The organism is Streptomyces sp. NPDC030183 (assembly GCF_055573455.1).
In genome coordinates, this window is sequence record NZ_JBVIBK010000056.1 from 1 (window position 1) to 19,949 (window position 19,949).

Genomic DNA, 19,949 nt, shown 5'->3' on the forward strand with positions numbered 1-19,949 from the left:
CGAGTACGTCCAGTACACGGGTCAGGGCCCGGCACGCCGAGAGCACGCACCTGACGCCGCGGGGCCGCCCTCCGGGCGACGGCGGGAATGTGACGGCAGGGCCTAGCGGGCGACCGTCACGGACCCTGACGGCGGCCCTCCGGGCGCTTGGCCGGGCCCCCGCCGGTCAGGGCGGGCGGGTGCGCGGCGCCCGCCTCCAGGAAGGACTCCGCGCTCGCCACCGCCTCCCGGGCGGGCAGGGCGCGGAACACCCAGGTGCGGTACGACCAGAAGCGGAAGAGGGTCGCGACGCCGATGCCGAGGAACTTGAAGATGTTGCTCTGCAAGGGGCTGTCCCAGCCGAAACCGTAGGTCGCCGTGTAGAGGACGCCGTTCTCGATGACCAGGCCCACCACGCTGAACAGCAGGAAGAGGCTCAGCTCCTTCGTCCGGCCGCTCTTGTCCCGGTCGCGGTAGGTGAAGTAGCGGAACCCCACGTAGTTGAAGGCGATGGCCACGACCGTGGCGATCACGCTGGCCCGGACGACCTGGAGGTCGGTGGTGTGCCGGACGAGGTTGAACACGGCGAGGTTCACCAGCAGCCCGGCGCCGCCCACCGCGCCGAACTTCGCGACCTCACGGACGAGGAGGTCGATCCGTCGGCGCAGGGCGCCGCGGGGCTTCGTGTGAGGCCCCGAGGTGGTACTTCCCATCGTCTGCCGGCCCCCGTCGCTCGGTGGTCTGTTCGTACCTCGGTCGGTACCAGGCCGGTACCAGGTCGGTGCCGTCGGTCCGAAATCAGTTGATCTTCGATCGAAATCAACTGGTTCCGCCATGCTAACCAGCGGCCCTGGCCATCGCCTGTGCAGCACCTCACAGGCACGGCACGGGCCGGGGAAGGGGGCGGAAACCGGACACCGGACGGTGGCCGATTCCATGGCCGATACTCTGGGGGTGTGACGTTCCCGGTAGTCGGCATGGTCGGCGGCGGTCAGCTCGCTCGTATGACGCACGAGGCTGGCATCCCGCTCGGCATCAGGTTCAAGCTCCTCAGTGACACTCCTCAGGACTCCGCGGCCCAGGTCGTCGGTGATGTCGTCGTCGGCGACTACCGCGATCTGGAGACGCTGCGCGCGTTCGCGCAGGGCTGCGACGTGATCACCTTCGATCACGAACACGTACCCACCGAGCACCTCCGGGCGCTGGAGGCGGACGGCATCCCCGTGCGCCCGGGCCCGGACGCCCTCGTACACGCCCAGGACAAGGGCGTGATGCGGGCGAGGCTCGACGCGATCGGCGTGCCCTGCCCGAGGCACCGCATCGTCGCCGATCCGGCGGACGTGGCGGCCTTCGCGGCCGAGGGTGATGGTTTTCCGGTCATCCTCAAGACCGTCCGCGGCGGCTACGACGGCAAGGGCGTGTGGGTGGTCCGCTCCGTCGAGGACGCCGCCGAGCCGTTCCGCGCCGGAGTGCCGGTCCTCGCCGAGGAGAAGGTCGACTTCGTACGGGAACTCGCCGCCAACGTCGTACGGTCCCCGCACGGCCAGGCCGTCGCCTACCCGGTCGTCGAGTCCCGGCAGGTCGACGGGGTCTGCGACACCGTGATCGCCCCGGCGCCCGACCTCGACCATGCCCTCGCCCTCCAGGCGGAGGAGATGGCCCTGCGCATCGCCAAGGAACTGGACGTCGTCGGCCACCTCGCCGTCGAGCTGTTCCAGACCCGCGACGGCCGCATCCTGGTCAACGAGCTGGCCATGCGCCCCCACAACTCCGGCCACTGGAGCCAGGACGGCGCCGTCACCTCGCAGTTCGCCAACCACGTACGGGCCGTCCTCGACCTCCCGCTCGGCGACCCGCGCCCCCGCGCGCGCTGGACCGTCATGGTCAACGTCCTCGGCGGCGACTACCCGGACATGTACTCGGCGTATCTGCACTGCATGGCCCGCGACCCCCAGCTCAAGATCCACATGTACGGCAAGGACGTGAAGCCCGGCCGCAAGGTCGGTCACGTGAACACCTACGGCGACGACCTCGACGACGTGCTGGAGCGCGCCCGTCACGCCGCCGGATACCTGAGAGGCACGATCACCGAATGAGCCCGGTCGTAGGCATTGTCATGGGGTCGGACTCCGACTGGCCCGTCATGGAGGCCGCCGCGCAGGCCCTCGACGAGTTCGAGATCGACTACGAGGTCGACGTGGTCTCCGCGCACCGCATGCCGCGCGAGATGGTCGCCTACGGCGAGGAGGCCGCGGACCGGGGCCTCAAGGTGATCATCGCCGGGGCCGGCGGCGCCGCCCATCTGCCCGGCATGCTCGCCTCCGTGACCCCGCTGCCGGTCATCGGCGTCCCCGTACCGCTGAAGTACCTCGACGGCATGGACTCGCTGCTGTCGATCGTGCAGATGCCGGCCGGGGTGCCCGTCGCGACCGTGTCCGTGGCCGGGGCGCGCAACGCCGGACTCCTCGCCGCCCGCATCCTCGCCACCCAGGACGAGGAACTCCTCGGCCGCATGCGGGAGTTCCAGCAGGAGCTGAACGACCAGGCCACCGAGAAGGGCAAGCGCCTGCGCACCAAGGTCGAGGGGGCGGGCGGCGGCTTCGGCTTCGGCAAGTGACGCACCACTGACCACGGAAGCCGCGACGACCCGGGCGACCGGGAGGACGGGGGAACACGGCAAGTGACGGGGACGACGGGGGAAGAGGAAGTGACCGGGATGACGGGGACGACTTCGCTGGAGGAGGCCCGGGAGCTGCTGCGCGAGTTCCCGGTCGCCGACGGGCACAACGACCTGCCGTGGGCGCTGCGCGAACAGGTCCGCTACGACCTGGGCGCCCGCGACATCGCCAGCGACCAGAGCGCCTATCTGCACACCGACCTCGCCCGGCTGCACGCCGGCGGCGTCGGGGCCCAGTTCTGGTCGGTGTACGTGCCCTCGGACGCCGCGTTCCTGCCGGGCGCCGTCCCCGCCACCCTCGAACAGATCGACTGCGTACGGCAGTTGATCGACCGTTATCCGCAGCGGCTGCGGTCCGCGCTGACCGCCGCCGACATGGAGGCGGCCCGTGCCGAGGGCCGCATCGCCTCCCTGATGGGAGCCGAGGGCGGTCACTCCATCGACAACTCCCTCGCGACGCTACGCGCGTTGTACGCGCTCGGCGTCCGCTACATGACGCTGACCCACAACGACAACATCGCCTGGGCGGACTCCGCCACCGACGAACCGGCGGTCGGCGGCCTGTCCGCCTTCGGCCGCGCCGTCGTCCGGGAGATGAACCGCGAGGGCATGCTCGTCGACCTCTCGCATGTGGCCGCGACCACCATGCGGGACGCCCTGGACGCCTCGGCCGCCCCGGTGATCTTCTCCCACTCCTCCTCCCGGGCCGTCTGCGACCACCCTCGCAACATCCCGGACGACGTCCTCGAACGCCTCCCCGCCAACGGGGGAGTGGCGATGGTGACCTTCGTGCCGAAGTTCGTCCTCCAGGCCGCCGTCGACTGGACCGTCGCCGCCGACGAGAACATGCGCGCCCACGGCCTCCACCACCTCGACACCACCCCCGAGGCCATGCGCGTCCACCGCGAGTTCGAGGAGCGCAACCCGCGCCCCGTCGCCACGGTCGCCACCGTCGCGGACCACCTCGACCACATGCGCGAGGTCGCCGGCATCGACCACCTCGGCATCGGCGGCGACTACGACGGCACAGCCTTCACCCCCGACGGCCTGAACGACGTCTCCGGCTATCCGAACCTGATCGCCGAACTCCTCGACCGCGGCTGGTCCCGGACCGACCTCGCCAAGCTCACCTGGCAGAACGCGGTACGCGTCCTGGGCGCCGCCGAGGACGTCGCCCGCGACCTGAAGTCCCGTACGGGCCCATCGAACGCGACCCTGGAGCAGCTGGACGGGTGACACCCGGCCGGCGGTACGGCCCCCGCCCGGCGGGGCGGCCGTACCCCCGAACGCCGCACCCACCAGGAATCCGGGCGGCCCCCGTGGCACGGTGACGGTAACTGCGTTCACCGACCGGCTACGGAGGTCCGCCATGGCAGACCTGCAGGACGAACTGCAAGCGACAGCGGAGGCGGGACGGCTCGACGCCCCCACGAAGGGGAAGCCGAAGCCGAGCCACCTGTTTCGTCCGGCGGAACCGACTCCGGCGGAACCGGCGGCCCCGCCGGACGGCACGACCGGGCACGACACGCCCCCAGCGGAGGGGGCGAGGACCCCCGAGCGGCTCGAGGACCCCGAGGCGCTCGCGGAGCCGGACGGGCTGGAGGAGGCGCACGCCTTCCTCGCCGACCATCCCGTGGCCGACGGTTACAGCGGGCTGCCCCAGGCGCTGCGCCATCTCCCCTGGTACGACCTGGAGCTGGGCGAGCACGCCGTGGACACGGATGTGCCCCGCATGCGCAAGGGGCACATCGGCGCCCTGTTCTGGTCCCTGCACCTCGCCGAGCCGCTCACGGGCGACCGGGCCGTCTGTGCGACCCTCGACCAACTGGACCTGGCCCAGACGGTGGTCCACGCCCACCCCGAGGGCCTGCGGCTCGTCCGCACGGCGGGGGAGATCACCGACGCCCACAACCTCGGCCGTGTCGCCATCCTGCTCGGCCCCGCCGGCGCCTCCGCCCTCGGCGACTCCCTCGGCGTCCTGCGCGCCCTGCAGGCGCTCGGCGTGAGGGCCCTCACCCTCGTCGGCGTCTCCTGGGCGAGCGAGTCCGGGCTCAGCAGGTTCGGCGAGGAGGTGGTCCGCGAGATGAACCGGGTGGGCGTCCTCGCCGACCTCTCCGGCGCCTCCGAGCAGACGATCCGCCGGACCCTCGTGGTCTCCCGCGCCCCGGTCCTGTTCACCCGCTCGGCGGCCCACGCCCTGCGCCCCCACCCCGCGAACCTTCCCGACGACCTGCTGGCCGCGCTCGGCGAGGCCCACGGCCTGTGCATGGTGCCGCTCACCGCCGAGCAGACCGGCCCCTCCGTGCGCGACGTCGCCGACCACCTCGACCATGTCCGCTCGATCGCCGGCCCCGAGTGCGTCGGCCTCTCCGGCACCTACGACTCCGGCGCCGCCCACCCCGAGGACCTCACCGACGCCTCCTGCTACCCCCACCTCGTCGCCGAGCTCCTCCAGCGCGGCTGGTCCCCCGCCGACCTCGCCCTGCTCACCTGGGGCAACGTCCAACGGGTCCTGCGCAGCGCCGACTTCACGGCGCGTGCGGCCCGGGACCGCCGCGGGCCCTCGACGGCGAGGATCGCCGACCTGGACGGCTGACACGGAGGCGAGGGCCCGTCCGGGCGGTCCCGGGCCGGGCCCTCGCCGGCCGGACTCAGGCCCGGCACAGGCAGAACGGATGCCCCGCCGGGTCGGCGTACACCCGGAAGCCCCGCTCCCGGTCCGCCACGTCCAGCGGCTTCGCCCCGAGCGCCAGCACCTCCTTCTCCGCCGCGTCCAGGTCCGCCACGTTCACGTCGAGGTGGAACTGCTGGGAACGCGACGGCGAGGGCCACTCCGGCGGCTCGAAGCCCGGAGCCTGCTGGAACGCCAGTTTCACGCCCGCGTCCGGCACCCTCAGATCCACCCAGTCGCCCTCGCCGGAGACCTCCCCGCCGACCAGCTCGGCGTAGAACCCGGCGAGCGCTGCCGGGTCGGGACAGTCCAGGACGACGACATCCAGCTTGGCGATGGCCATGACCGTTCTCCTTCGCTCTGTGTCCGGTCACCGGATCCGGTTACCTGTAGAGGCGGGTAACCAGTAACGGTTACTGCATGCTTCCCCATGGGCGGTAACGTCGCAAGCATGAGTGAGAGAGCGCCCGCCCCCGGCGGCCTGGCCCTCGTCGAGAGCCTGGTGAACACGCTGGACCTGGAGTCGGGTGCCGACGCCCTCGACACCCCGGAGGGCCGGGCGCGTCTCGCCCTGACACCGTCCGAGGACCTCGCGGACGTACGGGAACTGCGTGAGTCCCTGCGGGCCGTCTGCCTCGCGCACGCGGGGCACCCCCCGCACCGCGCGGTGACCCCGCTCGGCGACCTGCTCGCCGGGGCACCGCTCGTCGTCGCCGTCCGTGCCGAGGACGGCTCGGCGACCCTGCGCCCCGCCTCCGAGCCGGCGCCGCTCCTGGCCCGGGTGGCCGCGGCCGTCGCCGAGGCCCTCACGGCGGGCACCTGGCAGCGCCTCAAGGCGTGCGAGGCCGCCGACTGCCACTGGGCGTACTACGACCGCAGCCCCGCCGGACGGGGCCGCTGGTGCTCGATGCAAGTGTGCGGAGCCCGTGCGAAGATGCGCCGCTACCGCGCCAAGTGAGCCCTGTGAGCCGTACATCACCCCATGAGTCACCGGCGAAGTAAGCGCTTCGCACCCACGGGGGACCGGAACGGTGGAGAATGAGCGCAGACGCCGTTCCGGCCGACTGAGCCTCGGCCGGAACGGCGTCGCCCGTCACCGGGCGGCCCGCACGGAACGCGGGCCGGCGCCCGTCAGGCCGTCGGCCGGCCCATCGCGCGGTAGGTCCAGCCGGCCCGGCGCCACAGCTCCGGGTCCAGCGCGTTGCGTCCGTCCAGGACCAGGCGGCGGGACGCGACCTCGCCCAGCGCCTCCGGGTCCAGCTCCCGGAACTCGCGCCACTCCGTCAGGTGCAGCACGATGTCGGCGCCCCGCACGGCCTCCAGCGCCGAGTCGGCGTACGCGAGCGTCGGGAACAGCCGACGCGCGTTGTCCATGCCCTTCGGGTCGAACACCGTGACCTGGCCGCCCTGGAGGTGGATCTGCCCGGCCACGTTGAGCGCGGGGGAGTCCCGGACGTCGTCGGAGTCCGGCTTGAAGGTCGCGCCCAGCACGCCGACCCGCCTGCCCAGGAAGGGGCCACCGCCCAGCGCCTGCCGGGCCAGCTCGACCATCCGGCCGCGCTGCCGCATGTTGATCGAGTCGATCTCCCGCAGGAACGTCAGCGCCTGGTCGGCGCCCAGCTCGCCCGCCCGCGCCATGAACGCCCGGATGTCCTTCGGCAGACACCCGCCGCCGAACCCGATACCGGAGCGCAGGAACTTCCGCCCGATCCGGTCGTCGTGCCCGATGGCCTCCGCCAGCTTGGCGACATCGCCCCCGGCGGCCTCGCACACCTCGGCCATGGCGTTGATGAAGGAGATCTTCGTCGCGAGGAAGGAGTTCGCGGACGTCTTCACCAGCTCGGCGGTCGGGAAGTCCGTGACCACGAACGGGGAGCCCTCCGCGAGCGGCGTGGCGTACACCTCGCGCAGCAGCTTCTCCGCCTTCTCGCTGCGCACGCCCACCACGATCCGGTCCGGGTGCAGCGTGTCGTTCACCGCGAAGCCCTCACGCAGGAACTCCGGGTTCCAGGCCAGCTCGGCGTCCGCGCCCGCGGGCGCGTGCTCGGCGAGATAGGCGGCCAGCCGGTCGGCGGAGCCCACGGGCACGGTCGACTTGCCCACGACCAGGGCCGGGCCCGTCAGATGCGGGGCGAGCGAGGCGAAGGCTGCGTCGACGTACGACATGTCGCAGGCGTACTCGCCGTGCCGCTGCGGGGTGTTCACACAGACGAAGTGGACATCGCCGAAGGCCGCGACCTCGGCGTAGTCGGTCGTGAAGCGCAGCCGCCCGGTGGAGCCCTCGATCCCGGCGACATGCCTGCGCAGCAGTTCCTCCAGGCCCGGCTCGTACATCGGGACCTCACCCCGGCGCAGCATCTCGATCTTCTCTTCGACGACATCGAGCCCGAGCACCTCGAATCCCAGCTCGGCCATGGCCGCGGCGTGGGTGGCGCCGAGATAGCCGGTGCCGATCACGGTGATCTTGAGGGCCATGGATGCTCCTGGGATGTACGGCCGAGGGTCCGCCGCGACGTGCGCGGCAACTGCGCTGACTGAGCATAGTCGGGGCGTGTACGGGCCCCTCACCGGGCAGATTCCCCCTGGCGCCGCACCCGCCGCCGGACCTGTCGCCAAGCTCACGTATCTCTCGCGTGGGCAGGCCCTTTAAAATTTGAGTTACTTAACGGTAGTTAGCATCGGGAGCGTGAGAGACCTTGGCCGGATCGGCTGATTTCGACCTGTACCGCCCGTCCGAGGAGCACGACATGCTCCGCGACGCGATCCGTTCCCTCGCCGAGGCGAAGATCGCGCCCCACGCCGCCGCGGTCGACGAGGAGGCCCGCTTCCCCCGCGAGGCGCTCGACGCGCTCGTCGCCAACGACCTGCACGCCGTGCACGTGCCCGAGGAGTACGGCGGCGCCGGCGCCGACGCGCTCGCCACGGTCATCGTGATCGAGGAGGTGGCCCGCGTCTGCGTCTCCTCCTCCCTCATCCCGGCCGTCAACAAGCTGGGCTCGCTCCCGGTGATCCTCTCCGGCTCCGAGGAGCTGAAGAAGAAGTACCTGGGCCCGCTCGCCAAGGGCGACGCGATGTTCTCGTACTGCCTGTCCGAGCCCGACGCCGGCTCCGACGCCGCCGGTATGAAGACCAAGGCGGTCCGCGACGGCGACCACTGGATCCTCAACGGCGTGAAGCGCTGGATCACCAACGCCGGCGAGTCCGAGTACTACACGGTGATGGCCGTCACCGACCCGGCCAAGCGCTCCAAGGGCATCTCCGCGTTCGTCGTGGAGAAGTCCGACGAGGGCGTCTCCTTCGGCGCCCCGGAGAAGAAGCTCGGCATCAAGGGCTCCCCGACCCGCGAGGTCTACCTCGACAACGTCCGCATCCCGGCCGACCGCATGATCGGCGAGGAGGGCACCGGCTTCGCCACGGCGATGAAGACGCTGGACCACACCCGCATCACCATCGCCGCCCAGGCCCTCGGCGTCGCCCAGGGCGCCCTCGACTACGCCAAGGGCTACGTCCGGGAGCGCAAGCAGTTCGGCAAGCCCATCGCCGACTTCCAGGGCATCCAGTTCATGCTCGCCGACATGGCCATGAAGATCGCCGCCGCCCGCGCCCTGACCTACCAGGCCGCCGCCGCCTCCGAGCGCGGCGACAGCGACCTCACCTTCCAGGGCGCCGCCGCCAAGTGCTTCGCCTCCGACGTCGCCATGGAGGTCACCACCGACGCCGTCCAGCTCCTCGGCGGCTACGGCTACACCCGCGACTACCCGGTGGAGCGCATGATGCGCGACGCCAAGATCACGCAGATATACGAAGGCACGAACCAGGTCCAGCGCATCGTCATGGCCCGCAACCTGCCGTAACCCCTTCGGCGCAACCTGTGAACGGCCCCCGGCACCCCGCCGGGGGCCGTTGACTTGTGGGGTCGATGGTGCGGAATGTTCGCCTCCGTCCCATGGCGGGTGGCGGCGGGGAGGCGTAGGACGGAAGAGCACGGGGTCCGCCCCGGACCCCCGCTCCCACCCTGGAGGAGCCATGCAGGAGACCGGAACCATGACCGCGATGAGCAAGGAGATGCAGGACTGCGTCAACGCGTGCATGACGTGCCACACCGTGTGCGAGGAGACCATGAGCTCCTGCATGCAGGCCGGCGGTCAGGCCCAGATGCAGATCATGCGCGCGCTGATGGACTGCGCCGAGATGACCCGCATGTGCGCGGACATGATGATGCGCCGCTCCCCGATGAGCGCCGAGATGTGCGCGATGTGCGCCCGCGCCTGTGACATGTGCGCCGAGGCGTGTATGTCCATGCCGGACGATCCCCAGATGATGCGCTGTGCCGAGGCGTGTCGCCGCTGCTCCGAGATGTGCCGGGCGATGTCGGGCGCGACGGCCTGAGCCGAGCGCGGTCCCACCCGCACGGCCGAGGGGCACCCCGTACGGGATGCCCCTCGGCTGCGTCGTGCAGTGCCGTCACGCGTCGGCGCGGCGGTCAGTTGCCCGAGACCGTCACCGTCTCGTCGTTCTTCAGCTCCTCCACCAGCTTCTTCACCTTCGCGGTGTCCCACTGGAGGTTGCCGTTGCCGGCGTTGCCCGAGATCGGCATGTTCATCGACTTGCCGTCGCCGCCCGTGACGCCCTTCATCGCCCAGAACATGTCGGCCAGGTCGAACAGGCCCATGTCCTTGTCGACGATCAGCGTGTCGAGACCGGCGCTCATCGTCGGGTACAGCTTGAAGGGGTTCAGGACCGTGCTCGGCGTCGCCGTCTGGCCGGCGAGGGCCGCGAGGAACTTCTGCTGGTTCTTCGTGCGGTCGAGGTCGCTGCCCGCGAGGGCGTAGCGGGTGCGGACGAAGGCGAGGGACTGCTCGCCGTTCAGCGTCTGCTTGCCCGCCTCGAAGTTCGCGCCCGACTTGGTGTCCTTCAGACCGCCCTTGGGGATGTCGATCTCCACGCCGCCGACCGCGTCGACGATGTTCGCGAAGCCGGCGAAGCCGATCTCCACATAGTGGTCGATGCGCAGTCCCGTGTTGGCCTCGACGGTCCGCACCAGCAGTTCCGGCCCGTCCTCGGCGTACGCGGCGTTCAGCTTCACCTGGCGGCCGGTGCCCTTGTACGTCTTGCCGGACTCGGAGCCGACGAACGTGGGGATCTCCACGTTCGAGTCGCGGGGCAGCGAGATCAGCGTCGGACCGTTGGACCCGGTGTGCAGGATCATCATCGAGTCGGTGCGCTTGCCGTTGGCGGACCCGGTGTGCAGTTCCTTCTTCTGTGCGTCGGACAGGCCCTCGCGGCTGTCGGAACCGACGATCAGGTAGTTGGTGCCCTCGCCCTCCTCCGGCCGGTCGATGACCTTCGACAGGTCGACCTCGCGGTTCAGCTTGGAGTCGGCCCAGAAGTACGTGCCGATCGACGTGCCCAGCACGACGACGGTGACGACGATCGCCGTCCACTTGATCCGGCGCCGCCAGTTCGGCGCGGGGCGCTCACCCCGGCCGTCGTACCCGCCGGGGCCGCCAGGACCGCCGCCGCCGTACACCTGGCCGGTGTTGTAGCCGCTGTCGTACGGCTCGGAGCCGGCGCTGTAGCTGTCGTAGGCGTCGCCGTACGCCGGCTGCTGCGGCACACCGCCCTGAGGGGGTGCCGACGGACCGCGGCGGACCTGGCGCGCCACGCGCGCCCCGTCGGGGTGTGCGCCTGCGCTTCCCTGTCCGTACCCGCCGCCGCGGTTGCTGTCGGACCATCCCTCGGGCCAATCGTTCATGCGCCCCAGTGTGCAGGGCTCCCCCGCGGGCCGTACAAGGGTCGCCGGGATTTCGCAGCGGGGCTGTTGCCAAGCTGATGCAAAGCGGACCTTCCGAGGTCACGCATAAGGTGGACGCCATGACAGAGCAGGCCCCCGCAGCGGAATCCGATATACCGGGCAAGCCGACCTCGGCGTCCCGGACCACCCTGAGCCACATCATGACCCACAACGACACCAACCTCCTGGGGACGGTGCACGGCGGCGTCATCATGAAGCTGGTCGACGACGCGGCGGGCGCGGTGGCCGGGCGGCACTCCGGCGGGCCCGCCGTCACCGCCTCCATGGACGAGATGGCGTTCCTGGAGCCCGTCCGCGTGGGCGACCTGGTCCATGTGAAGGCCCAGGTGAACTGGACGGGGCGGACCTCGATGGAGATCGGGGTCCGGGTGCTGGCGGAGCGGTGGAACGAGTCGACGCCGCCGCAGCAGGTGGGGTCGGCGTACCTGGTGTTCGCGGCGGTCGACGCCGACGGCAAGCCGCGCCGGGTGCCGCCGGTGCTGCCGGAGACGGAGCGGGACCGGCGGCGCTACCAGGAGGCGCAGATCCGCCGGACGCACCGGCTGGCCCGCCGGAAGGCGATCCTGGAGCTGCGCGAGAAGAGGATCGCGGACGGCCTGGGCGACTGAACCGCCCTCCGGGCCGCCCCCCGGCGCCGAGCACCGCTCGTGCCCTTCAGGGGCAGGTCACCTCGTCGCCCGTCACCACTCCGAACTCCCCCTGGTCGGGGTCCTCGGCCCGTACCTTGCGCACCTTCTTGAAGTCCGCCCCGGCGATCACCCTCAGGACGGGGCCCTGCCCCGGGGCCTCCCGCAGCTCCGCGCCCGGCAGAGCCGTCGCCAGGGACTGCGCCGAGCGGTCCCAGCGCGGGTCGTGGAGGACGATCGTCCGGCGGACGTCGGTGCGCCGGGCGTTCACGGGAGTGCGGGTGGTGCGGAAACCGGTGGCGGCCAGCTGGCGGTCGACCTCGCGTCCGAGGCCGGCGCGGGTCGTGCCGTTCTCGACCTGGACGCGGATCTGCTGCGGGGCCACCTCGACCAGGGCGCGCTTGCCGCGGGTCCGGTAGGGAGCGAGCGGGCGGTCGTCGCGGAGGGCCTTGAAGAGGCGGCGCGACTTGGCGGTGTCCCACTTCAGGGTCGAGCCGAGCCCTTCGACGACATGGCCCATGCGGCCGATGGGGACGGTGGTGAACTCGGAGGAGGCCGGTGTGAGGTCGCGCATGGCGCGGCCCAGGTCGAGCAGCTCGCCGGTGCCGAACTCCTTGTCGGCGCGTACCGAGCCGAGGACGGCCCGGGTGACGTCACGGAACCTGATCGGGTTGAGGAGCACCCCGGAGGACGTGGCCTGCGCCATGAGCGCGGCCATGAAGCGTTGCTGGCGTTTCATGCGGCCCAGGTCGGAGGAGCCGTCGGCGTGCCGGGAGCGGACGTACTGCAGGGCCTGGCCGCCGTCGAGGTCGTGGGAGCCCGCGGGCAGGTCGAGACCGGTGTAGGAGTCCTTGAGGGGGTGGGCGGTGCAGATCCTCACGCCGCCGAGGACGTCGACGGTCCGCATGAAGCTGGTGAAGTCGACCTCGACATAGTGGTCGATCTTCACCTTGGTCATGTGCTCGACCGTGCGGACCGTGAGCTGGGGGCCGCCCTCCGCGTACGCGGCGTTCAGCTTGATCGGATGGGCGGGGCGGGTCTTCCCGGTGCTGCGGTCGGTGTGCGCCGGCGCCTCGGCGTAGGAGTCGCGCGGCAGGCTCACGACGCTGGCCCGCTCCCGGTCCGCCGAGATGTGGACGATCATCATGGTGTCCGTGCAGTGGCAGGGGGCGCCGCCGAGGCGGTAGGCGCGCCGCTGCTCCTCGGTGATGCGGTCGCGGCCGTCGGTGCCGACCAGCAGGACGTTCATGCCGTGGCCCGCCTCGGGGCGGTTCTTCATGTCCTTGAAGGGGTCGACGCGGGAGATCCTGTCGTCGAGGCTGGTGACGACCGCGTGCCCGATGCCCGCGGCGGCCAGTACCACCACCGACAGCGTGGTCGCCGCCCGCAGGGCCCAGCTCCGTTTCCTGGGGCGTACCGGGGGCCTGGGCTGCTGCGGCCGTGCGGGGCGGCGGGGCGGTGTGGGCATGGGGGACACCTCCGCGTGACCGGTCGGGGGAGAGGCGGGAACGCTGAGCACCGTAGGCGCAGTGGCCGCGCGGCCCGCACCGGCGACCGGGCGGCGCGCGTCGCAGTCCCCCGTTCGCGGTAACGTGAGCCCCCTATGAACGCCAAGCCCGACGTGCGGCTCCCCGCCGTGTCTGTGATCATGCCCGTCCTCAATGAGGAGCGGCATCTGCGCGGGGCCGTCCAAGCGATCCTCGCGCAGGAGTACGCCGGCGAGATGGAGGTCGTGATCGCCCTCGGTCCGTCCACGGACCGTACGGACGAGATCGCGGCCCGGCTCGTGGCCGAAGACCCGCGTGTGCACACCGTGCCGAACCCCACCGGTCGTACGCCCGCCGCGCTGAACGCCGCGATCAAGGCGTCCCGCCATCCGATCGTGGTCCGCGTCGACGGCCACGGCATGCTCTCGCCGAACTACATCGCCACCGCCGTGCGGCTCCTGGAGGAGACCGGCGCGCAGAACGTCGGCGGCATCATGCACGCCGAGGGCGAGAACGACTGGGAGCGCGCCGTCGCCGCCGCCATGACCTCGAAGATCGGCGTGGGCAACGCCGCCTTCCACACGGGCGGGCAGGCCGGTCCGGCCGAGACGGTGTACCTGGGCGTGTTCCGCCGCGAGGCGCTGGAGCGGCAGGGCGGCTACAACGTGGAGTTCATCCGCGCCCAGGACTGGGAGCTGAACTTCCGGATCAGGGAGGCCGGCGGCCTCATCTGGTTCTCGCCGGAGCTGAAGGTGTCCTACCGGCCCCGGCCCAGCGTGAAGGCGCTGGCCAAGCAGTACAAGGACTACGGTCGCTGGCGCCATGTCGTCGCCCGCTACCACCAGGGCTCCATCAACCTGCGCTACCTCGCCCCGCCGACCGCCGTGTGCGCGATAGCCGCCGGTCTGCTGGTGGGGGCGCTGCTCACGCCGCTCGGGTTCGTCGTCCCCGGCGGTTATCTCGCGGCGATCGTCGCGGGCTCGGTCCCGGCGGGCAGGGGCCTGCCGCTGAAGGCCCGGCTCCAGATCCCCGTGGCCCTCGCCACGATGCACATGTCGTGGGGCTTCGGTTTCCTGACCAGCCCGAAGTCGCTGGCGAAGAAGGTCATCGCGTCCCGCCGCCCGGCGGTGCTCACCGAGAGCTGAACCGGGTCAGCGCACGAGCGTGGGGCCCCTCCCGGCATCCGGGAGGGGCCCCACGCTCGTCCGGGCACTACCAGGTGAAGTTCGGGTTCACCTTCATGCATGCCTTGTCGTCCGCGCCGTTCATCGCGTCCGCCGACTTCGGGGTCCTGTCGTCCTTCTTCTCGGCCTTGTACGCGTCGCCCTCGCGCCAGTCGGCGCCGACGACGAGCGTGACGCCGCTGACGTTCGTCGACTTCTCCACCTGGCCGAGCGGGATGCCGAGCGCCTTGGCGACCGCCTGGGCGTCGCCCTCCAGCTCGGCGCTCGGGTAGCGCACGACCGTCTTGTCCTCGGTGGTGGCGGTGGTCGTGTCGGCCGTGGTCTTGGTGAACCCCTCGTCGACGAGGAGCTGGGAGACGGTGTGGGCCCGGCCGGGGGCCGCACCGAGCGTGGACGTCAGGGTGCCGTTCTGCACCAGCACGCCGATCTCGTCGTCCGCCGCCGCCGGGTCGTCGGAGGTCAGGTCCTCGGTGGTCGCCTTCTTCGCGTCCTTGCCGTCGAGGGCGATGTCCTCGCGCACCAGCCGGAACAGCTTCTCCGCGTCGCCCTCCTTGGGCACCACGCGCGCGCCGACATAGGTGAACGGCATCGTCGTCATCGTGATCCGGGCCGGCTCGACCTTGCGCAGTTCCTTGCTGAGGTCGTAGAGCGCCGCCACGTCACCGAGGCCCGGGTCGACGGTGAGGGCCGTCGTGGCCTCCTCCGCGAGCCGGCGCAGCTTGTTCGGGTTGGTCAGCGTGGCGTTCTCGCGCAGCTCGCGGACCATCGAGTTCATGTACATGTGCTGCGCCTTGGCGCGCGCGATGTCGCTGCCGTCCTCGAAGCCGTACCGGGTGCGCAGCCACTGCAGGGCCTGCTTGCCCTTGATGGACGTGGTGCCCTTCTCCAGCTTCAGGCCGGAGCCGTGACCCTGACTGTCCCGGGACTCGATGTTGTCGGTGACACAGACCGGTACGCCGCCGATGGCGTCGGCCATCGAGACCACCCCGGCGAAGTCGACCATCATGAAGTGGTCGATGTGGATGCCGGTCAGCTCCTGCCAGGTGGCGACGGTGCAACCGGGTCCGCCGCGGCCCAGGGACTCGTTGGTCATCGTCCGGCTGGTCGCCCCGTACACCTTGCCGTCGTCCGGGTCGGTGCACTTGGGGATGTCGAGCAGGGTGTCGCGGGGCATGCTGATGACCGACATGTTGCTGCGGTCGGCGGACAGGTGCAGCAGCATCTGCACGTCGGCGAGCGGTGTGCCGCCGAAGGTCTCCCGGGCGCCGCCGAGCTTCTGGTTCTCCTCGGTGTCCCGCGCGTCGGAGCCGATGAGCAGGATGTTCAGCGGGGTCTGGCCCGCCGCGTTGGGGGTGGGCTCGGCGATCTTCGTGTCGCCGAGGTTCAGCTCCTCCTTCTTGATGTTGCGGTTGAGGTGCTGGTAGTAGAGGTAACCGGCGCCCGCGGTGCCGAGTATCACCACCGCCAGCACGGTCGCCGACCAGCGCAGCGCCCGCCTGCGCCTGCGCGGCGTGCCCGTACCGGCCCGCCTGCGCCCTCCGGCGGTCGCGCCGCCGCCCCGTCCGCGCTGTTCCGGGACTCTGGCGCTCCCGTCGTCGCCGGACGAGCCGTCCGGCGATCCGAGGCCATCGCCCCGCTCGCCGGGTGCCTCGACGCGCGGCCGCCCCCCGTCCCCGCGCACGTCGCTCCGTACCATCTCCCTGCCCCTCCCCACCCTGCTGTGCCGACGGGGCCGCCCCCGCCTCCTGTTGGACTTCCGAGACCCCAACTGGGATGTACGCATGCTCTCTTGAACGCGTCACACCTTCTGCCCGGATGACACCGGTCACTCACGCGTCCGACCGGGACCGCGTCCGTGCGCCCGGTCGAACACCGGACTTGGACGCGGACACGGGTCGGTACGGCGGCGGGTGCCGCCGGATGACAACCGGAACCGACCGGCCGGGCGCACCCTCGCGCCCGCCCGGTGAATCACCCCACGTGCGTCCTGTCAGACGCGAGAAGACCCCGTCAGGTCATCAGCTGGCGCACTTTTCCTTGTCCGCCGTGTTCTTCTCGACGTCCAGGTCCGCCGCCGACGACGAACCGCTGATCTTCACCCCGGCGCCCTTGAAGTCCTTGCCCAGGGTCAGCACCATCGCGGGCAGCCCCTGGGAGTTGGTCTCGCTGTTGCCCTCGCCGGGCTTCAGCGCGGACGCGGACAGCCCCATGAGGTCGGCCAGCTTGCGCGCCTGGTCGGCCTGGTCCGGGTCGTACTCGAGGGTCGTCTTCGACAACGTCTTGCCCGCGTTGCCGAGTTGGCTGGACTTCGTCACGCCGACATCGTTCTGCAGCCAGTTGAGAGTGGCCTGTGCGCTGCCGGCCTCGGCGCCGCCGTTGTAGACGTTGACCCGGACCTCGGAGGCGTCGGCGCGCTTGCCCTTGAGCTTCGCGGCCTGCTTCTCCTTGGCCTTCTTCTTCACCTCGCTGAGCGAGATGTCGTTGCGGATGGTCTCGAACAGCTCCTCCGCCTTGCCCGGCGTGGGCAGCACGGTCGCGCCGTCGGTGTTGTCGATCACCGGCACCGTGGTGAAGGTGATGTTCTTCGTCTTCACCTTGCCGACCTCCTGGCCGAGCGAGGCCAGCTTCTTGATGTCGGCGATCGTCGAGTCCACGGACAGCGCCTTGGTGGCCGCCTCCGCCAGGTCGATCACCTTGCTGGCGTCGGTGAGGGTGTCCTCGGACTTCATCTGGCGGATCATCGAGCTGAGGAACTGCTGCTGGAGCTGGATCCGGCTCAGGTCGCTGCCCAGGCCCACGCTGTAGCGGGTGCGCAGGAACGCCAGCGCCTGCTCGCCCTGGATGACGTGCTCGCCCTTGGACAGGTTCAGCTTCGACTTGGAGTCGTTGATGGGCTTCGCGAGGCAGACCTTCACACCGCCGATGGCGGTGGACAGGGTCTTCACCGCGTTGAAGTCGGCGACCATGAAGTGGTCGGGAACGATCCCGGTGAGCTCCGTCACGGTCCGCATGGTGCAGCTCGGGGTGCGGCCGTCCTGTCCGAGGCTCGTGTTGAACCGGACCTTGCTGGAACCGGCGATGATCTTCTTGGAGCCGTCCTCCTGCGTCGTCTCGCAGTCCGGGATGTCCACGATCATGTCGCGCGGAATGCTCATCGCCGTCGCGTTGGTCCGGTCCTTGGAGACGTGCAGCAGGATCGTGGTGTCGGCGTGGCCGACGCTCTCCTTGTCGCCGTAGGACTCGTTGCCCTTGCCGGTGCGCTTGTCCGTGCCGATCACCAGCAGGTTGATCGCCCGGTCCTTGCTGAAGCCGCCGGTGCCGGCGCCGTCGTCGGAGATGGAGGTGATGTTGTCGTTCAGGTGCTGGTAGTACAGGTAGCCCGCGGCAGTCACACCGACCAGTACGAAGGCCAGCGTGCCGCCCGTCCACACCAGTATCCGCTTGCCCTTGGACTTCTTGGGCTTCGTCTTCCCCCGGCCGCCACGACGGCCCGGCAGCGGCTCCTCCTCGGGTGTGCCCCGGCGACGCCGCGGTCCCGGGACCACCTCGGGGATCTCACGGGTGTCGGGCGCCGCCGTCGCCGAGCGCGTGGAGGTGCCGGCCGCTCTGGCCCCCGCCGCCGCGGGCGTGGCCCGGCGGGGCCTGGGTACGCCTGACTGCGGTGCGGAAGGGGCCAGTCGCAGTTCGTATTCACCGGTGTTCGGGTTGAGTACCCACTGGTCTGCGGGATCGATGTCTTCCGCCCGCCCACGGCCTTGCGCGTCCACGGTTGTCTGATTCCTCCGTCGGGGCCACGCGGCGTCTTCCCCCTCAAAAGACGCTCGGGTCTCGCTGCAGTGGTGCGTGACCCAGAAGGCCTGTCACACCGGATCGCTCACACTAGCCGCACGATCAGGCGTCAAGCGACGGCGGTGACACATTGCACGTCCCTACAAGTGGGCAATCTGCCCATTTCCTAGAGCATTTGTTCCTCGTGTTGACGTGCGTTTTACCTGCAGGGACCCGCTCCGGTCACTCGCAGCCCTCTTCGGCGGCCGTGCGGCCGCGGAACGTGGGCATCGGTTCGGGGGTGAGAGAAGAGCCACCCGAAAGCTCTTCCGTATGGCCTTCGGGCGCCCCTTCCGGCAGTTCCCGGGTTACGGCCACGGGGGCGTCGGAACGCAGCCGGGCGAAAAGCCTGTGCGCCGCCGGCTCGACGAGCTCGTCACGATTGGCGTTGTGGGCGTACGACTTCCTGGGAACGGTCAGGAATTGCACCCTTTCCACGGGAAGGCTGCGCAGCCCGCGGACGAGGTCGTAGAGGCCGCGCAGACTCGCCAGACCGGGGTCGGTGGTGAGCGAGGAGGTGGCCGCGTCCAGCACCGGGTAGAGCTTGACCGGGTTGAGCAGGACGCCGTTGCTGCGCACCTTCGCGGCGAGCGCCGCCAGGAACCGCTGCTGGCGGTCCATGCGTTCGGTGTCACTGCCGTCGCCCAGCGTCTTGCGGGCCCGCACATAGCCGAGCGCCTGCTCGCCGTTGAGCTTCACCCTGCCCGCGGGCAGCCGCAGCTTGGCGGCCTTGTCGCGGATGGGGGCCTCGACGCAGACCTCGACCCCGTCCACGGCGTCGACCATCTCCTTGAAGCCGCTGAAGTCCACGACGATGTGGTGGTCGACGCGGATGTCGGTCATCTTCTCGACCGTCCGGATGGTGCAGGCCGAACCCCCGGCCTGGAAGGCGTAGTTGAACATCGCGAACGTCGGCTGTGTCCGGGTGCCGTCGGCCCTCCGGCAGCCCGGTACGTCCACCATCAGATCCCTCGGCAGGGAGACCGCCGTAGCGCTGCGCCGGTCGGCCGCCAGGTGCAGCAGGATGGTCGTGTCCGACCGCTGGGTGCCCGAGTCCCGCCCGTACCGGCCGTTCTCGCTGCCCGACCGGGAGTCCGACCCGATCAGCAGGATGTTCTGCGCGCCCCGCACCAGCGAGGTCGGCCGCTCCCGCTCGTACCGGGCCAGCTCGTCCGCCGCCGTCGTGTCCGACGTGATGTTCCCGTCCAGCCTCCGGTAGGCGGCCCACCCGACCGCCAGGCCCCCGACCAGCATCGTCGCGGCCCCCGCCGCGGTCCACCGCAGCCACCGTCGTCGGCGACGGCGCAGCAGCCCGTCCCCGGTGGCGGAACCGCCCGCACCGGGCCCGAGCGCCCCCGTCCTGCCTCCGGCGTCGTTCACTGTGGGCCACCCCTCACGGCGTACGCGGTACGAGCGAGCTGCGCTCCTACGACGATGGCGCGGGAGGGGGGAGGGGGCGGCCGGGGGTAGGCCGAACGGGGGACGGGCCGGTGGTCCGAGGCCGGCTAGGGCACGTCATTCGGATCACGCCTGGGCCGCGGGGCTTGGCACGCACCCCGAAGCCGACGTGATCCAAACGACCGGCCCCTAGATGAATGAGTCGGATGTCTTCAGTGGTCGTACGCGATCAGCGAGCGTTTGACTGTGGCTCCGGTGGTCCAGTTGTGCCAGATCGCCGTGGC

General features: G+C 70.8%; 17 protein-coding genes. 9 read left to right on the forward strand and 8 right to left on the reverse strand.

Annotated features, from left to right (window positions below; genetic code table 11):
- Window positions 1–116: 116 nt before the first annotated feature.
- Window positions 117–692, reverse strand: a complete 576-nt coding sequence (locus tag ACZ4Z2_RS36710) for a GtrA family protein (RefSeq protein WP_468082063.1) — start codon at window positions 690–692, stop codon at window positions 117–119.
- A 243-nt stretch (window positions 693–935) separates the two neighbouring features.
- Here ACZ4Z2_RS36710 and ACZ4Z2_RS36715 point away from each other — a divergent pair, with 243 nt between their 5' ends.
- The 4 genes from ACZ4Z2_RS36715 (at window position 936) to ACZ4Z2_RS36730 (ending at window position 5,252) form a co-directional block, all read left to right on the forward strand.
- Window positions 936–2,075, forward strand: coding sequence for a 5-(carboxyamino)imidazole ribonucleotide synthase (locus ACZ4Z2_RS36715; RefSeq protein WP_468082065.1), 1,140 nt, complete (start codon window positions 936–938; stop codon window positions 2,073–2,075).
- Window positions 2,072–2,596, forward strand: a complete 525-nt coding sequence (gene purE / locus ACZ4Z2_RS36720) for a 5-(carboxyamino)imidazole ribonucleotide mutase (RefSeq protein ID WP_468082066.1) — start codon at window positions 2,072–2,074, stop codon at window positions 2,594–2,596. Before ACZ4Z2_RS36715 ends, purE begins: the two co-directional genes overlap by 4 nt.
- Before the next feature lie 99 nt (window positions 2,597–2,695).
- Window positions 2,696–3,892: a dipeptidase gene (locus tag ACZ4Z2_RS36725; protein ID WP_468082068.1), complete on the forward strand. Its 1,197-nt coding sequence runs from the start codon at window positions 2,696–2,698 to the stop codon at window positions 3,890–3,892.
- 133 nt (window positions 3,893–4,025) lie between these two features.
- Complete coding sequence (locus ACZ4Z2_RS36730) at window positions 4,026–5,252, forward strand: dipeptidase (RefSeq protein WP_468082069.1); 1,227 nt, start codon at window positions 4,026–4,028, stop codon at window positions 5,250–5,252.
- 55 nt (window positions 5,253–5,307) lie between these two features.
- On the opposite strand, the gene ACZ4Z2_RS36735 is transcribed toward ACZ4Z2_RS36730, so the two are convergent.
- Window positions 5,308–5,670, reverse strand: coding sequence for a VOC family protein (locus tag ACZ4Z2_RS36735; protein ID WP_468082070.1), 363 nt, complete (start codon window positions 5,668–5,670; stop codon window positions 5,308–5,310).
- Window positions 5,671–5,778: 108 nt separating this feature from the next.
- Here ACZ4Z2_RS36735 and ACZ4Z2_RS36740 point away from each other — a divergent pair, with 108 nt between their 5' ends.
- Complete coding sequence (locus ACZ4Z2_RS36740) at window positions 5,779–6,285, forward strand: CGNR zinc finger domain-containing protein (RefSeq protein WP_468082071.1); 507 nt, start codon at window positions 5,779–5,781, stop codon at window positions 6,283–6,285.
- A 173-nt stretch (window positions 6,286–6,458) separates the two neighbouring features.
- On the opposite strand, the gene ACZ4Z2_RS36745 is transcribed toward ACZ4Z2_RS36740, so the two are convergent.
- A complete protein-coding gene (locus ACZ4Z2_RS36745; protein ID WP_468082072.1) occupies window positions 6,459–7,802 on the reverse strand; it encodes a UDP-glucose dehydrogenase family protein in 1,344 nt (447 codons plus the stop codon).
- Between the two features lie 221 nt (window positions 7,803–8,023).
- On the opposite strand from ACZ4Z2_RS36745, the gene ACZ4Z2_RS36750 reads away from it, so the two are divergent.
- On the forward strand, window positions 8,024–9,181 hold the full coding sequence (locus tag ACZ4Z2_RS36750) for an acyl-CoA dehydrogenase (RefSeq protein ID WP_468082073.1): 1,158 nt from the start codon (window positions 8,024–8,026) through the stop codon (window positions 9,179–9,181).
- Between the two features lie 172 nt (window positions 9,182–9,353).
- Window positions 9,354–9,716 (forward strand): four-helix bundle copper-binding protein, encoded by a 363-nt coding sequence (locus tag ACZ4Z2_RS36755; RefSeq protein ID WP_107464875.1) that lies wholly within the window; start codon window positions 9,354–9,356, stop codon window positions 9,714–9,716.
- Window positions 9,717–9,810: 94 nt separating this feature from the next.
- On the opposite strand, the gene ACZ4Z2_RS36760 is transcribed toward ACZ4Z2_RS36755, so the two are convergent.
- Window positions 9,811–11,082 carry an LCP family protein gene (locus tag ACZ4Z2_RS36760; protein ID WP_468082075.1) on the reverse strand — a complete coding sequence of 424 codons (1,272 nt, stop codon included), beginning with the start codon at window positions 11,080–11,082 and terminating at the stop codon, window positions 9,811–9,813.
- 119 nt (window positions 11,083–11,201) lie between these two features.
- Between ACZ4Z2_RS36760 and ACZ4Z2_RS36765 the strand changes: the two genes are divergently transcribed.
- Window positions 11,202–11,750, forward strand: coding sequence for an acyl-CoA thioesterase (locus ACZ4Z2_RS36765; RefSeq protein ID WP_355396283.1), 549 nt, complete (start codon window positions 11,202–11,204; stop codon window positions 11,748–11,750).
- 46 nt (window positions 11,751–11,796) lie between these two features.
- On the opposite strand, the gene ACZ4Z2_RS36770 is transcribed toward ACZ4Z2_RS36765, so the two are convergent.
- The gene (locus tag ACZ4Z2_RS36770; protein WP_468082076.1) at window positions 11,797–13,236 is read right to left on the reverse strand and encodes an LCP family protein; all 1,440 of its coding nucleotides are present in this window, start codon (window positions 13,234–13,236) and stop codon (window positions 11,797–11,799) included.
- A 135-nt stretch (window positions 13,237–13,371) separates the two neighbouring features.
- Here ACZ4Z2_RS36770 and ACZ4Z2_RS36775 point away from each other — a divergent pair, with 135 nt between their 5' ends.
- Window positions 13,372–14,400 (forward strand): glycosyltransferase family 2 protein, encoded by a 1,029-nt coding sequence (locus tag ACZ4Z2_RS36775; RefSeq protein WP_468082077.1) that lies wholly within the window; start codon window positions 13,372–13,374, stop codon window positions 14,398–14,400.
- A 67-nt stretch (window positions 14,401–14,467) separates the two neighbouring features.
- On the opposite strand, the gene ACZ4Z2_RS36780 is transcribed toward ACZ4Z2_RS36775, so the two are convergent.
- The 3 genes from ACZ4Z2_RS36780 to ACZ4Z2_RS36790 form a co-directional block, all read right to left on the reverse strand.
- Entirely contained in the window at window positions 14,468–16,135 is a 1,668-nt protein-coding gene (locus tag ACZ4Z2_RS36780; protein WP_468082078.1) for an LCP family protein, read from the reverse strand.
- Window positions 16,136–16,457: 322 nt separating this feature from the next.
- Entirely contained in the window at window positions 16,458–18,206 is a 1,749-nt protein-coding gene (locus ACZ4Z2_RS36785) for an LCP family protein (protein WP_468082079.1), read from the reverse strand.
- Between the two features lie 244 nt (window positions 18,207–18,450).
- The gene (locus tag ACZ4Z2_RS36790; protein ID WP_468082081.1) at window positions 18,451–19,647 is read right to left on the reverse strand and encodes an LCP family protein; all 1,197 of its coding nucleotides are present in this window, start codon (window positions 19,645–19,647) and stop codon (window positions 18,451–18,453) included.
- Window positions 19,648–19,949 lie beyond the last annotated feature (302 nt).